The 13,253-nt window shown below is 64.5% G+C and carries 11 protein-coding genes; 5 read left to right on the plus strand and 6 right to left on the minus strand.

What is annotated here, in order from left to right; translation table 11 throughout:
• The first annotated feature begins 8 nt into the window (after window positions 1–8).
• The 3 genes from AB6B38_RS01035 to AB6B38_RS01045 are packed head-to-tail and all read left to right on the plus strand — an operon-like array spanning window position 9 to window position 4,434.
• Window positions 9–713: a hypothetical protein gene (locus tag AB6B38_RS01035; protein ID WP_371393797.1), complete on the plus strand. Its 705-nt coding sequence runs from the start codon at window positions 9–11 to the stop codon at window positions 711–713.
• Window positions 710–2,923: an RNA degradosome polyphosphate kinase gene (locus AB6B38_RS01040; protein WP_371393799.1), complete on the plus strand. Its 2,214-nt coding sequence runs from the start codon at window positions 710–712 to the stop codon at window positions 2,921–2,923. The genes AB6B38_RS01035 and AB6B38_RS01040 overlap by 4 nt, the downstream gene beginning before the upstream one ends.
• Window positions 2,920–4,434: a Ppx/GppA family phosphatase gene (locus AB6B38_RS01045; protein ID WP_371393800.1), complete on the plus strand. Its 1,515-nt coding sequence runs from the start codon at window positions 2,920–2,922 to the stop codon at window positions 4,432–4,434. Before AB6B38_RS01040 ends, AB6B38_RS01045 begins: the two co-directional genes overlap by 4 nt.
• Here AB6B38_RS01045 and rnd read toward each other — a convergent pair.
• From rnd to AB6B38_RS01060, 3 genes are read right to left on the minus strand one after another with little or no spacing between them, the layout of a single operon-like run.
• Entirely contained in the window at window positions 4,431–5,588 is a 1,158-nt protein-coding gene (rnd, locus tag AB6B38_RS01050) for a ribonuclease D (protein WP_371393802.1), read from the minus strand. The genes AB6B38_RS01045 and rnd overlap by 4 nt on opposite strands.
• A 44-nt stretch (window positions 5,589–5,632) precedes the next feature.
• Complete coding sequence (locus AB6B38_RS01055) at window positions 5,633–6,937, minus strand: MFS transporter (protein ID WP_371393803.1); 1,305 nt, start codon at window positions 6,935–6,937, stop codon at window positions 5,633–5,635.
• Between the two features lie 3 nt (window positions 6,938–6,940).
• Entirely contained in the window at window positions 6,941–7,666 is a 726-nt protein-coding gene (locus AB6B38_RS01060; protein ID WP_371393805.1) for a lysophospholipid acyltransferase family protein, read from the minus strand.
• A gap of 71 nt (window positions 7,667–7,737) precedes the next feature.
• On the opposite strand from AB6B38_RS01060, the gene AB6B38_RS01065 reads away from it, so the two are divergent.
• Together AB6B38_RS01065 and AB6B38_RS01070 are read left to right on the plus strand one after the other, a co-directional pair.
• A complete protein-coding gene (locus AB6B38_RS01065) occupies window positions 7,738–8,130 on the plus strand; it encodes a RidA family protein (protein ID WP_371393806.1) in 393 nt (130 codons plus the stop codon).
• A gap of 94 nt (window positions 8,131–8,224) precedes the next feature.
• On the plus strand, window positions 8,225–8,704 hold the full coding sequence (locus AB6B38_RS01070) for a hypothetical protein (RefSeq protein ID WP_371393808.1): 480 nt from the start codon (window positions 8,225–8,227) through the stop codon (window positions 8,702–8,704).
• Between the two features lie 330 nt (window positions 8,705–9,034).
• Here AB6B38_RS01070 and AB6B38_RS01075 read toward each other — a convergent pair whose 3' ends face one another.
• The 3 genes from AB6B38_RS01075 to rlmB all read right to left on the minus strand — a co-directional run bounded on the left by AB6B38_RS01075 (window position 9,035) and on the right by rlmB (window position 13,135).
• The gene (locus AB6B38_RS01075; RefSeq protein ID WP_371393809.1) at window positions 9,035–10,411 is read right to left on the minus strand and encodes a sodium:solute symporter family protein; all 1,377 of its coding nucleotides are present in this window, start codon (window positions 10,409–10,411) and stop codon (window positions 9,035–9,037) included.
• A gap of 45 nt (window positions 10,412–10,456) precedes the next feature.
• Window positions 10,457–12,115 carry an acyl-CoA dehydrogenase family protein gene (locus AB6B38_RS01080; RefSeq protein ID WP_371393810.1) on the minus strand — a complete coding sequence of 553 codons (1,659 nt, stop codon included), beginning with the start codon at window positions 12,113–12,115 and terminating at the stop codon, window positions 10,457–10,459.
• A gap of 162 nt (window positions 12,116–12,277) precedes the next feature.
• Complete coding sequence (gene rlmB / locus AB6B38_RS01085) at window positions 12,278–13,135, minus strand: 23S rRNA (guanosine(2251)-2'-O)-methyltransferase RlmB (RefSeq protein WP_371393811.1); 858 nt, start codon at window positions 13,133–13,135, stop codon at window positions 12,278–12,280.
• Between the last annotated feature and the right edge of the window lie 118 nt (window positions 13,136–13,253).

Consider the following 13,253-nt stretch of genomic DNA (forward strand, 5'->3'; position numbering starts at 1 on the left):
AGAGCATTATGGCAACTCCCCAGCTTGCCCTCGATCTTGCCCTTGAGCCGGACTACCGCCCGGAAAGCTTTGCTGTAAGCGAAGCCAATGCGGCTGCGCTGGCGCTGGTGAACCGCTGGCCGCGCTGGCGGATGGGCCATCTGGTGCTGACCGGCCCGGCGGGAGCCGGCAAGACCCATCTGGCGCATATGTGGCAGCAGCGCACGGGCGCCGCCTGGGTGGGCCGGATGGATGTGTCATCCGCGCTCAAATCAATCCAGCGTGGCGCCAGCGTCGTCATTGAAGACGGCGATCAGGGCGTGGACGAGGAAGGCCTGTTCCACCTGCTCAACCGCGCGGCGGGCGATTCCGGCATCAGCGTGCTGCTGACGGGCCGTCTGCACCCGCGCAGCTGGCAGATTGCCCTGCCGGATCTCGCTTCACGGCTCAGCGCGGCCGAGGCCGCGGTTCTGGACGAACCCGATGACGCCCTGCTTCGCCAGGTGCTTGAAAAGCTCTTCCGCGACCGGCGCACGCCGCTCAGCCCCGGTGTTCTCGACTATTTGCTGACGCGCATGGAGCGCTCGGTGGATTTTGCCCGCCTTCTTGTGGCACGGCTCGACAATGCGGCATTGGCAGGCAAGAGCAGCGTCACGCGTGCGCTTGCGCGCGATGTGCTGGCTGGATTATCAGCAGACAACAACCCCAACGAGGAGCCTGGTGCACGGCCATGACCGATATTGTGGAAGGCATGTCCGCCAGCGCCTCTGCCGAACCGGCCCGTCACGATAGCGGCGGCGATCTCATGCAATCGCCTGAACGGTTTTTGAACCGGGAACTGTCCTGGCTGCAGTTCAACCAGCGTGTGCTGGAGGAGGCGGAGAACCCCGCGCACCCCGTGCTGGAGCGCCTGCGCTTCCTGTCGATCTCTGCCAGCAATCTTGATGAGTTCTACATGGTGCGCGTCGCGGGCCTGCGCGCGCAGCTGCGCAATGGCGTGGACCGTGCGGGTCAGGACGGCCTCACCGTCACCGAGCAACTGGAGCGCATCAACGAGGCGGCTTCCCGGCTCATGCTCACCCAGCAGGAACGCTGGCAGGAATTGCGTGTGCTGATGGGCAAGGAAGGCGTGCAGCTGCTCAACCCGGATGAGCTTACCCGCGCCGAGCGGGCCTGGCTGCGCGACGATTTTCTGGCGCACACACTGCCGGTCATTACACCGCTGGCCATTGATCCGGCGCACCCCTTCCCGTTCATCCCCAATCTGGGCTTTGCCATCGTGCTGAAGCTGAAGCGCCAGCGCGACGGCAAGGTGATGAACGCGCTGTTGCCGCTGCCTGCGGGGGTGAAGCGGTTCGTAGACATTCCCTGCACACGCAAGGACCGGCGCGGCCGGCCCGTCAGGCGCTATATCGCGCTGGAAGACGTGCTGATCGTCTTCGTGGATGCGCTCTTCCCCGGCTATGAGCTGCTCGGCAAGGGCGCGTTCCGCATCATCCGCGACAGCGATATCGAGATCGAGGAAGAGGCCGAAGATCTGGTGCGCGAGTTCGAGGCGCGCCTGAAGCAGCGGCGGCGCGGCGTGCTGGTCCGGCTGAAGCTGGAAGCCTCCATGCCGGAGGAACTGCGCCGTTTCATCATCCAGCAATTGCACGCAGAATCGCGTGATGTGGTGCTGGTGGACGGCAATCTGGGGCTGGCCCAGCTTTCCCAGCTCATCCCCGATGACCGGCCCGAGCTGAAATTCGAACCCTATGAGCCGCGCTTTCCCGAACGCATCAAGGATCATGGCGGGGACTGTTTTGCGGCCATCCGCGCCAAGGATCTGATCGTCCACCACCCCTATGAGAGCTTTGACGTGGTGGTGCAGTTCCTGCGCCAGGCGGCGAACGACCCTGATGTCATCGCCATCAAGCAGACGCTTTACCGGACCTCGAAAAACTCCCCCATCGTGGCGGCGCTCATCGAGGCGGCGGAAGCTGGCAAGAACGTTACCGCGCTGGTGGAGCTGAAAGCCCGGTTTGACGAGGAAGCCAATCTGAAGTGGGCGCGCGATCTGGAACGGGCTGGCGTGCAGGTCGTCTATGGCTTTGTCGAGTACAAGACCCACGCCAAGATATCGCTCGTCGTGCGGCGCGAGGGCGCGACCTTGCGGACCTATGCCCATTTCGGGACCGGCAATTACCACCCCATCACCGCGCGTATCTACACAGACCTGTCCCTGTTTACCGCTGACCCGGCCTTTGGCCGCGATGCGGGCCGGATTTTCAACTATGTCACCGGCTATGCCCGTCCTACGGGGCTGGAGCGCCTGTCGATCTCGCCGCTGGGCATGAAGGAATTGCTGGTGGAGAAAATCCGCCGCGAGGCGGACAACGCGCGCGTCGGCAAACCGGCAGCCGTGTGGGCGAAGATGAATTCCGTGGTCCACCCCGAGATCATCGATGCGCTTTACGAGGCCAGTCAGGCGGGGGTACGCGTCGATCTGATCGTGCGCGGTATCTGCTGCCTGCGCCCCGGCGTGCCGGGCCTGTCGGAAAACATCCGGGTCAAATCCATTGTTGGCCGCTTTCTGGAGCACTCGCGCATTGTGTGCTTTGCCAATGGCGAGATCATGCCGTCGGCCAGGGCGGAGGTGTGGATGTCCTCGGCGGACTGGATGCCGCGCAATCTGGACCGGCGCATCGAGACGCTGTTTCCGGTGGTCAACCCGACCGTTCACCGGCAGGTGCTCGACCAGATCATGGTCGCCAATCTCAATGACGAGGCGCAAAGCTGGTACATGAACCCGGATGGCAGCTATACGCGCGTCAACACGCAAGGCATTTCCATGCCCTTCAGCGCCCATGATTATTTCATGACCAATCCCTCGCTCTCCGGGCGCGGCGAAGCGCTGCGCAACGATCAGCCGCCTTCGGTTCCGCAGCTGGCGCGGCGTCCATGAGGCTGGGCCTTGGCAAAAAACCCGGCCCGGCGGGCCGGGATCTCGCCGTCATTGATATCGGGTCCAACTCGGTGCGGCTGGTCCAGTACCGGCTGGAGGATGGCGCGCTATGGCCGGTCTTCAACGAGAAGACGATGGCCGGGCTGGGCAAGGGAGCGGCCTCGCGCGGCACGCTGAACCCTGATGGTGTGAAGACCGCACTCGTCACGCTGCGCCGCTTTGCCAGCCTGCTGGAGGCCAAGGGCGTCACGGACTGTCATGCCGTTGCAACGGCGGCGGTGCGCGAGTGCTCGGATGGCCCGCAATTCGTGGCCGAGGCTGAAAAGCTGACCGGGCTGAAGATCGAGGTGCTGTCCGGCGAGGAGGAAGGGCGGCTTTCGGCGCTGGGCGTGGTTGCCGGTATCGGCGCGGGCAATGGTGTGGCCGGTGATCTTGGCGGGGCCAGTCTGGAGATAGCGCGCCTGACGGGCAGGGAAGTCGGGCCGGTCTTCTCCCTGCCGCTTGGACCTCTATCGGTTCTCAATGGCGGATCTGATGACGCCAAGCGCATTCGCAGCGAGATTGATGAGGGGCTGAACGCGGCCGCTGGCGCGCTGGACGGGTCGGGGCCGGATTTCTATGCGGTCGGCGGCGCGTGGCGTGCCTTTGCCAATCTGGCGATGGCGCTGGACCGTTATCCGCTGATCCTGCTCCACCAGTATGCGTTGAGCGCCCAGCAGGTCGTGCGCGCAGCAGATTTCGCCATGGCCCAGAGCGAGGCTTCGCTGGCCGCCACGCCGGGTGTCTCCCAGAAGCGTGCCGCCATGCTGCCCTATGCCGCCCAGCTGCTCAAACGCATCGTCAAGCGCGGCAAGTTCAAGCGCGTGATCTTCTCGGCCAATGGCCTGCGCGAGGGGGTTGCCTTCAGCCGCAGCGCCGCGCTGGAGCAACGCTCAGATCCGCTGCTGGCAGGGGCCGAAGCCATGGCCCGGCATGCTGCCAGTGATCCGGAGTTTGGCCCGGCGCTGGCGGGCTGGCTGGAGCCTGTTTTTGCGGCCAATGCCGCCACCTTTGATGCCGAGCGCGACCATGTCCTGCGCGGGGCGGCTGCGCGCCTGTCCCAGCTGGGCGCGCGCATGCATCCCGATCACCGCGCAGAGCTGGCCGCGACCGAAGTGCTCTATGCGCCCTTTGGCGGTATCTCGCACCCGGAGCGGGCCTTTCTGGCGCTCGCCATGCACCACCGCTATGCGGGAAAGCGGCCAAGGCCGGAGGACTGCCCGTCGCGGCGCCTTCTGGACGATGCGCAGGAGGACGCCGCATTGCTACTTGGCCACGGCATCAGGCTGGGCGCAGCGCTGTCCGGCGGCTCGGCAGGGGTGTTGAAACTCTTTACGCTCACGCGCACAGGCGATGAGCTGGTGCTTGCCATGGAGGCGGGCCGTGAGGATCTGGTGGTCGAGCGTGCCTATTCGCGCTTTGAAACGCTGGCAAGCCTTCTGGGGCTGAAAGCGGTGCTCAGTACGGCCTAGTCTTCCAGCTCTATCGCAACGACCTTGCCGTTCTCCAGAATGAGTGCCAGCTCGCCGCGCTTGAGCTTCAGGGCCGCTTCGCCGAACACCTTGTAGCGCCAGCCTGTCAGGGCAGGCACGTCGGCCTTGTCGCTGGCGGCAATCTGTTCGAGGTCCGGCACGGTGGCGATCAGGCGCGGCGCAACGCCCTCTTCCTCGGCAACAACCCGCAGGAAGACTTTCAGCAGCTCCACTACCGGCCCGATATTGTTGGGCAGATGGGTCTGGCGGGCGAGCTTGGGCGCGTGTTTTTCCGGAGCAGCCATCGCCTCGCGCATCATCTCGATCAGGCGCTCGGCAGGCTTGGAGCGTTCAAACCCCTTGGGCACAGCGCGCAGCGCGGCAAGTTGTTCTTGCGAGACCGGCGCAGACTGGGCCAGTTCGTATATGCCGTCATCCTTCATCACCCGGCTGCGCGGCACGTCGCGTGTCTGCGCCTCTATCTCGCGCCAGCGCGCCGCCGCCTTCATGGCCGCAAGCCATTTGGTGGAGGTCTTGCGCGGTTTTAGCCGTTTCCAGGCATTTTCCGGGTCCATCCGGTAGGTCTCCGGATTGGTCAGGAGGCGCATCTCCTCGTTCAGCCATTCCTCTCGACCCGACTGCTCCAGCTTTTCCTGCAGGATCGGGTAGATCTTGTGAAGATGGGTCACGTCGGCGAGGGCGTACTCGGCCTGCTTGTCCGAAAGCGGGCGGCGTGACCAGTCGGTAAAGCGCGATCCCTTGTCGATCTGCTCGCCCAGCAGTTCGCGCACCAGATTGTCGTAGGAGATGGAATCGCCAAGGCCGACCGCAGCAGCAGCGATCTGGCTGTCAAACAGTGGTTCGGGGATCAGCTCGCCGCCCTTGTGGAAGAAGATTTCGAGATCCTGACGGCAGGCATGGAATACCTTTACCGTGTCCTTCCGGCGCAGCAGGTCCAGGAAGGGAGCCAGATCGATATCGTCCGCCAGCGGGTCGATGAGCAGTTCGTGCTTGGAACCGGCCGCCTGTATCAGGCATAGCTGCGGCCAGAACGTGCTCTCACGCATGAATTCGGTGTCCACCGCGACAAAGCGGTCCTTGCCCAGCGCCTTGCAGGCATTGGCCAGTGCATCGGTCGTTTGAATCAGCTCCATGAATCCAACGCTTAGCGTGCCGATAGCGGTTTGGCGAGAGCGCTTTACTCTGTGTAGCGGCCCGGCCGCATCATGCGCCACAGCGCGAACAGGCCGGCAAGTCCCGATACCACGGCGATATAGCCAAAGGCGGCCTGCAGGGGCAGGGTGAGCAGGGCAATGGCAAACAGGGTGAACTGGCCAAGGCTGGCCGTGGCGGCGTTCATAATGCCGCCCGCAGCCAGGATGCGCCCGCGCACTTCCGGCTTGGCCCGCCTCTGCGCCATGGCCTGCAATGGCACCACGAACAGGCCCGCACTGACGGCAGACAGGGCCAGGGCAGCCAGAATCGGCCAGTTGTCAGGGTCAGCGAGGAAGACATCGGCACTGGCAAGGTCTGAAGGGTCAGGTTCCGGCCAGCCCAGCGTCGTCAGGGCAACGAAGCTGGGGAAGATGACAAGGCCGAACGCGCCGATGACGGTGAAGATCAGCGCGTCCTTGCCGCGTGTGAACACGCCGCACATTACGGCGCCCACTGCCGCCCCGACGGTGAAGAGGGCCGTGAGTGCAAGCCCTACCGTCTCGTCCCCGCCCAGTACGGCGGCGGTGAAGAGCGGCATCAGGGTGAGGACGGATGCCGCCAGCATCCAGAACCAGGCCGCGCCGAGCAGGGGGCGCAGCACGTCCGGCGCGCGAAAGGCAAAGCCCAGCACCTTCCCGGTCTGCGCGACGATGTTCCAGCTGATCTTGAGGTCCGGCGAATCGGCAGGTGCCGGCTTGTTCAGGCACATGATGAGCCAGCCCGTGACAGCAACCCCGATCAGCGTGGCCGACAAAACGAAGGCAGCGTCCTCGCGCACCACGAAGACAACCGCGAGCGCCGCACCGGCCAGAATGGCCACATTGAGCGAGCCGGAGACCAGAGCGTTGCCGGTCACCAGCTCCTTGCCCTCCAGCAGGGTTGGCAGGGCGGAGTTTCGCGCTGGCGCAAAGAAGGCCGATTGCATGCCCATGAAGAACAGCACGATCACCAGCAACAGCCCGCTATTGAGGAAGAATCCGATAGCCGCCGCGATCATCAGCAGGATTTCGACAAACTTGGTGCGCCGCATGATCCAGGCGCGGTCATACTTGTCGGCCACCTGACCGGCCACGGACGAGAACAGGAATATCGGCAGGGTCAAAGCGGTCGCGGCGATGGGCACCATCAGCTCGCGTTCCAGCCCGAATATGGTCAGGCCCTGAAACGTGGCGAGATTGACCAGCGCAAAGCGGAAAAGATTGTCGTTGAAGGCCCCCATGGCCTGAGCCACCATTAGCGGAGCAAAACGCCTCTGCACCATGAGGCGCGCGGCTACACCAAGGCTCATCTGCTATCCTTCCCCGTTTGCGGCGCGTATCAGCTCGGCTGTGCGCCTTTCTATTGTTTCTTCAAGGTGGCGCATGAAGGCGTCCTTGTCTTCTCCCGGTGTTATCGGTTCGAGGAACTCCACAACCACGGTACGCGGACGCTTGATGAAGGACTTCCTGTCCCAGGCGAGGCCAAGGCTGGTGGCAACCGGCACGACGGGGCGGTCCAGATCATGGGCCAGGTGAAACACGCCCTTCTTGTAGCGGTGCTTTTCGCCCGGTGCTGACAGATGGCCTTCGGGATAGATCAGGACGTGGCGCCTGTCGGCTTGCAGGCGCGTCATGCCCTCGTCAATGCGCGCGCGGGCCGCCGCTCCGCCTTCGTTGGACAGCACCACCGCGCCAGCCTTGTTCAGGATGAAGCCGATCAGCGGGAACTTCACCAGATGGTCACCTGCGACAAAGGCCAGCGGGCGCACGGTCGCCACCATGATGAGCGGATCACCCCAGCTTTGATGCTTGGCGGCGATCACGCTGGGGGTGCGGCTCAGATGCTGCGTGCCGCGCAGATCAATACGGATGCCCGCGACGAAGCGCATAACGAAAGCCATGGTCCGTCCGTAGCTGAAAATGCCGAAGCTGAGCGGGCGCTTGCCGGGAAGAATTGCCAGCACGGTGCAGATCACGCCAAAACCGATGGCAATCAGCCAGTAGGCGATTTCAAACAGCAGGCTTCGGATGAGTTTCATGGTTTGTGGTTCCGGGCTGTGCCGGACTCAGCCTAACGGTTCAACGCGCACACACAATGAGAGGCTCCTCCATGACCCGTACCCGCATCCATACTGGCGCGCCGTGGGAGGCACGCTATGGCTATTGCCGCGCCGTGCGGGCGGGCAACCAGGTTTTCGTGACAGGCACGGTAGCGCTCAATGCCGATGGCAGCCCTCATGCGCCGGGCGATCATGGCGCGCAAGCCGCCCGCGCTCTGGAGATCATCGAACGCGCGTTGAAAGAGGCGGGCGCGCAGATTTCCGACGTGGTGCGCACGCGCATGTTCGTGGTGGGTATGACGCCGGAAGCGCAGGACGCGATTGGCGCAGCGCACCGCGCGGTATTTGCCGATTGTCCGCCTGCCACCAGCATGATCGGAGTTGCGGCTTTCGTGGATCCCGCCTTCGTGGTGGAGATCGAGGCCGACGCGGTGGTGGAGTGACCGGTTCGCGCCGTATTCAGACGATTAGCGCTTCATCAAGCATGAGCGGGCAGGGTGTGTGCTTCAGGTTTTCCAGCTGACAGGCGCGTAGCCCATGAGTTTGACGGCCGAGATGCCGGCGCCCGATGCGCTCCGGGCCGCCAATATCCATCCCGAGACCGGGCTGGCGACCGACTATCTCAACCATTTCAATGAAGTGGTGATGTTGCTCGACATGCTGCCCGGCATGCCCGATTGCGCGGAAGACGTGCTGGGCTGGGAGCCGTGCAGCTATGAGGCCCATTTCGAGCGCACCGGCTATAGCGGACGCGAGACGGTGATCGCCGCCTGGCATGCGGCGCCGCGTGCGGTGCGCGCCCATTTCGAGACTCTGGTCTCGGCGCTGGACGACATCATTGCCGACCTGCAGGAGCGCGTGCGCGAAGGTGACCTCAGCGGCGCGGCCGAGGCTGCGCGCAGCGAGGCAGAGCCCCTGCTGGCGGCGGCGCGTGCGGCGGTCCACGGCCATGTGACGGGCGAGATTGATCCTGATCAGAATGCGGGCCAGGCGAGCGTGGATGCCCTGTTTGGTTAGGGCCTGTCCTCATAAAGGTTTCGGGCCCCGGAGCGAACTTTGGTTCGCTCCGACTCTTTGCTTAGTGAGGCAAGCGGCTTGCAGCCGCTTGCCGGGGCGTAGCGGATTTGGTTCCTGACAAGGAGAGACGTCCGCCGTGGAGCACCCCTCCACAAGGACGGTTCGACGCCGTCGGGGGATAAATCCGCCGCGCTCCGCAGGAGTATGGCGAAAATCGCCCACTCTTGCGTCGCAGTCCCTCGAAAGGGGAATGCCCTTCCATCGGGCCTGCTCCTGATATTGATCGATTTTCGCGCATATCACGCTCCAAATCCTTTATGAGGACAGGCCCTAGGCTCGGGAGTGACGCTGGGCTGCCATGCCGGCCAGCCCCACGAGTACATAACCCGCCAGTGCGGCGAGGATCGAGAACAGGAAGGCGCCGGGTATCTCGAATACGAAATCACCCAGCCAGATGGCCACCAGCCCGCTGGCAAGGGCGGCAAGCGCCGACCATTCACCGCCAAACCGGCTGCGTATCCCTATCAGCAGGGAGACCAGCAGGCCCGCCGATCCCAGCGAGGAGGCCAGTTCCACCAGCCCGTAAATCGTCTCGCCCGTGGTAGCGACAACGTAGGCCATCACGCCCGCCACGACTGTAAAGCCGCGCGCGGCCAGCAGCTTTTCTTCTGGCGAGGCTTTGGTGCGCACCCGGCTGTAAAGATTTTCCGTTGCCAGGCCGGAGACGGCCAGAAGCGCGGAATCCACCGTCGATAGCACGGCAGAGAACAGCGCGCCGGCAAACACCACAAAGAGGGCGCTGGGCAGAAGGTCCATGGCAAGGTTGGGCAGGAAAAGATCGCCTGCTTCGGGATCAAAGCCGAGGCCGGGGCCGACAAGCCCGAACAGGACCGGGAAGAAGCCCACAACGAGATAGAGCCCGCCCGCCATCAGCCCGCCGCGCACGGCGATCTTTGCTGACTTTGAGCCGAGGAAGCGCGCAATCATCTCCTGCGCCACGATGGAGCCGAGAATCGGAATGGCGAAGGCATCAAGGCGCTCCAGCCAGCTTTCACCCGGCGCGATGAGGACAAGCTGTGACGGGTCGATCAGCGCCATGGCTTCGTCAAAGCCGCCGGCACGCCCGAACAGAGCGAAGGTGAGAACGATGAGGCCAACCAGCACGATCGCGCTCTGGAGAATGTCGGTCACCACATCGCCCAGCAGGCCGCCCAGCAGCGTGTAGCAGATGACGAGCAGGCTCGCCCCCACCAGCGCCCATTCCACCGGCAAATCGCTGGCCACCGCAATGATGGAGGCCAGCGCCAGCAATTGCGCGGCCGCCCAGATGATGGAGGTGGGGATGGAGACGCAGGCAGAGGCGATTTCCGCGCGCGGACCGAACCGGTCCCGGAAGAAATCAGCCAGCGTCAGATAGCCTTTTGCGCGCAACTGCCCGGCCACGAACAGTGCCGCCACGATCAGGCAGATGGCATAGCCCACAGGCTCTGCGCGCGCGCCGCCCAGCCCCTCATCGGCGATGGTGGCGGTGGAGCCCATAATGGTCTCGCCGCCAAACCAGGTGGCAAATACCGAAATGCCCACCGCCCAGAAGCCCAGCCTGCGGCCCGCCACCAGATAGTCGGTATGCGTGCTCATCCTGCGCGATGCCCACAGGGCAATGCCAAGCTGGATCACGATGTAGAGGATGAGCGCGGCGAGAATCATGGGCGTCCCCCGAAGCCTGTCTGCACCTTGCAGATCAGCTCCGCACTAGACCGCCAGCCGTCCGCGCTCAATCAGTTTTTCGGTGTCGATCTGTCCGTGGCCCGCGCCCAGCGTGGTCGACTGGCTGGCAATGCGCCGGGCGAGGAAGGCGTCTGATGCCGCATCGAGCCCCGCATCCATCAGGGCAAGGGCTGAGAGAGCCAGCGCCGCCTCCTCGCTGAACCGGCGCGCATCGGCCTCCCCGATACCGCCCGCCAGTGACGCCTCTATGCGGCCAATGAGGGCATCGAGCGCCGCGTTCTGCCCCTTGCCACGTGCCATATAGGCCAGCAGCGCCTCGCGGCTCTCAGGGTCGCGGGAAAGGGCGCGCAGCGTATCAAGGGCGATGACATTGCCGGAGCCCTCCCAGATGGCGTTGAGCGGGCTCTGGCGGAACATGCGGGGCAGGGGCGATTCTTCCACAAAGCCCGCCCCGCCATGGGCCTCCATCGCCTCATAGACGAGGTAGGGCGCGCGCTTGCAGATCCAGTATTTGGCGATGGGGGTGAGGATGCGAGCCAGCGCTGCCTCGTTCGGATCGCTGGCCATCGTGTCGAAGGCGTGCGCCACGCGAAAAGCCAGCGCCATCGCCGCTTCGGCTTCCATGACGAGCTCTGCCAGCACTTCGCGCATCAGGGGCTGGTCGATCAGGCGGCGCTGGAAGGCGGCGCGCCGGTCAGCGTGCCAGATGGCGTGAAAGCTCGCGGTACGAATGAGGCCCGCTGACCCTGCCAGGCAGTCAAGGCGCGTGTGGTTGACCATGTCGATAATGGTGCGAACCCCGCGTCCCGGCTCGCCTACGCGGCGCGCATAAGCGCCGTGATATTCGATCTCGGAGGAGGCGTTGGAACGGTCGCCGAGCTTGTCCTTCAGGCGCTGTATCTCGATGGCATTGCGTGTGCCGTCCGGGCGCCAGCGCGGCACCAGGAAGCAGGAAAGGGCAGCGCTTTCGCCCTCGCCCTCATAGGCAAGGGTGAGGAAGCCATCGCTCATGGGCGCCGAGCAGAACCATTTATGCCCCGTAAGCTCCACCTCGTCCCCGCCAATGCTGACCGCTCGGGTCTCGTTGGCGCGCACATCCGATCCGCCCTGCTTTTCGGTCATCGCCATGCCGATGGTCAGGCCGGTCTTCTCTGCCATCGGCTTCATGGCCGGGTCATAGGCGCTGGCGGTTGCGCCCCTGATCCAGTCGCCCGCCCAGCCGGCATGGCGCAGGGCGGGCACGCAGGCATAGGTCATCGACATCGGGCAGCACACGCCCGCATCGGTATGGCCCATCAGCATCAGCAGGGCCGAATGCAGCGTATGCGGCGCGGTGTCTGTGGTCCACGCCGCTGCCGAGACACCCGCCTCCAGCCCGGCGCGCATCAGCTGGTGATAGGCGGGGTGGAACTCCACCTCGTCAATGCGGTGGCCAAAGCGGTCAAAGGGTTTGAATTTCGGCGGGTTTTCATTCGCCTGCCGCCCCCATTCCTGCACCTCGGCTGAACCCACGCGCGCGCCGAAGGCCGAGAGATGGTCCTGGTGGGCATCGCCGCCATTGCGGCTGACGGCATCTCTCAGCACGCGGTCGGCGCTGAACAGATTGATCCCGCTCAACGGTTCGGACTGGTTGAAAACATTATGGGTGCGCAACTCGCTGCGCGGCGCGTGGGGCTGTGTCATGGCTTCAGTTTTGCGCGAGGGAGGGGTTGGCGTAAAGCGGGGAGGCGCTTTTCCCTGATCCTTCGAGACGTTCGCTTCGCTCACCCTCAGGATGAGGGAAAAGCGCAACCACACCCTCATCCTGAGGAGGCCGGAGGCCGCCTCGAAGGACGAGGGTGTAGATCACGCCGGGTTGATCCTGGGATCGTGCCGCGATGCTTCATAGAGCGCGACCGCTGCGGCATTGGACACGTTCAGGCTCTCTGCCTTCGGTCCCATCGGGATGCGCGCCAGCACATCGCAATGATCGGCCACGCGCGGGCGCAGCCCCTTGTCTTCCGATCCCAGCACCAGAACCAGGCCTGTCGTGCGGCCCATCGTGTCAGCGCCGGTCTGCACGGCGGCTGCGAGCGCCATGTCCGCTTCGCCCGCCAGCCCGATTACGAAGCGTCCCTCATCGCGGAAGCTTTTGAGCGTATCGGCGATATTGGTGACTTCCACATGGCCGACTTTCTCCGCGCACCCGACCGCGCTCTTGCAGACGGTGCCGAAGATCGGCGGAGACTTGCGGTCCTGCATGATGATGGCGCGCGCACCAAAAGCGGCCGCCGAGCGGAAAATCGCGCCGACATTGTGCGGATCGGTGATCTGGTCAAGCACCACAAGAAGCCCGTGGGTCGGGTCCAGAACGCCCTGTACGGGCTCGGCGTCCAGCGCTTTGGCCTTCAGTGCGAAACCCTGATGTACGGCGGTGTCCGGCAGGCGTGCGCTGATGTCAGCCGGGTCCTCGATCTTTGCCTCGATGCGTGCGCGCATCGCCTCGTCGAGATCTTTCACGCTATTGCGCGTGACATGCAGCGATAGCGGCGTGCGTCTGGGGTTGGCAAGGGCTGCCAGTACTGCATGGCGGCCCCATATCCACCCCTCGCCGGGGGGCAAGGCATCGCCGCGCTGTCGGGCGGGTTTGCGCCCCTGCCCGCGGGTCTGTGCACGGGCGTGTGCGAAAGCCGGTTTCGAGGTGTTGCGCTGGTCAGGGGCCATAAGTATAAGTCGCGTCCCGGCTTTACGAGGCAGCCTCGTTAGGACGCCCGGCGCATCCGCGCAAGAGCGTTTCTGACAAGGCCCAATCGCAAGGCCCGGCCGGTCCGCCCGGATAGCT

Origin of the sequence: Glycocaulis abyssi (assembly GCF_041429775.1) — a bacterium.
Taxonomy (GTDB): domain Bacteria; phylum Pseudomonadota; class Alphaproteobacteria; order Caulobacterales; family Maricaulaceae; genus Glycocaulis; species Glycocaulis abyssi.

Bases quoted from the DNA above. Each gene is read 5' to 3' on its own strand.
- AB6B38_RS01080 (WP_371393810.1), bottom strand. From the start codon at position 12,115: ATGACACAGCCCCACGCGCCGCGCAGCGAGTTGCGCACCCATAATGTT.
- rnd (WP_371393802.1), bottom strand. From the start codon at position 5,588: ATGGAGCTGATTCAAACGACCGATGCACTGGCCAATGCCTGCAAGGCG.
- AB6B38_RS01065 (WP_371393806.1), top strand. From the start codon at position 7,738: ATGACCCGTACCCGCATCCATACTGGCGCGCCGTGGGAGGCACGCTAT.
- AB6B38_RS01055 (WP_371393803.1), bottom strand. From the start codon at position 6,937: ATGAGCCTTGGTGTAGCCGCGCGCCTCATGGTGCAGAGGCGTTTTGCT.
- AB6B38_RS01040 (WP_371393799.1), top strand. From the start codon at position 710: ATGACCGATATTGTGGAAGGCATGTCCGCCAGCGCCTCTGCCGAACCG.
- AB6B38_RS01045 (WP_371393800.1), top strand. From the start codon at position 2,920: ATGAGGCTGGGCCTTGGCAAAAAACCCGGCCCGGCGGGCCGGGATCTC.
- AB6B38_RS01075 (WP_371393809.1), bottom strand. From the start codon at position 10,411: ATGATTCTCGCCGCGCTCATCCTCTACATCGTGATCCAGCTTGGCATT.
- AB6B38_RS01070 (WP_371393808.1), top strand. From the start codon at position 8,225: ATGAGTTTGACGGCCGAGATGCCGGCGCCCGATGCGCTCCGGGCCGCC.
- AB6B38_RS01035 (WP_371393797.1), top strand. From the start codon at position 9: ATGGCAACTCCCCAGCTTGCCCTCGATCTTGCCCTTGAGCCGGACTAC.
- AB6B38_RS01060 (WP_371393805.1), bottom strand. From the start codon at position 7,666: ATGAAACTCATCCGAAGCCTGCTGTTTGAAATCGCCTACTGGCTGATT.
- rlmB (WP_371393811.1), bottom strand. From the start codon at position 13,135: ATGGCCCCTGACCAGCGCAACACCTCGAAACCGGCTTTCGCACACGCC.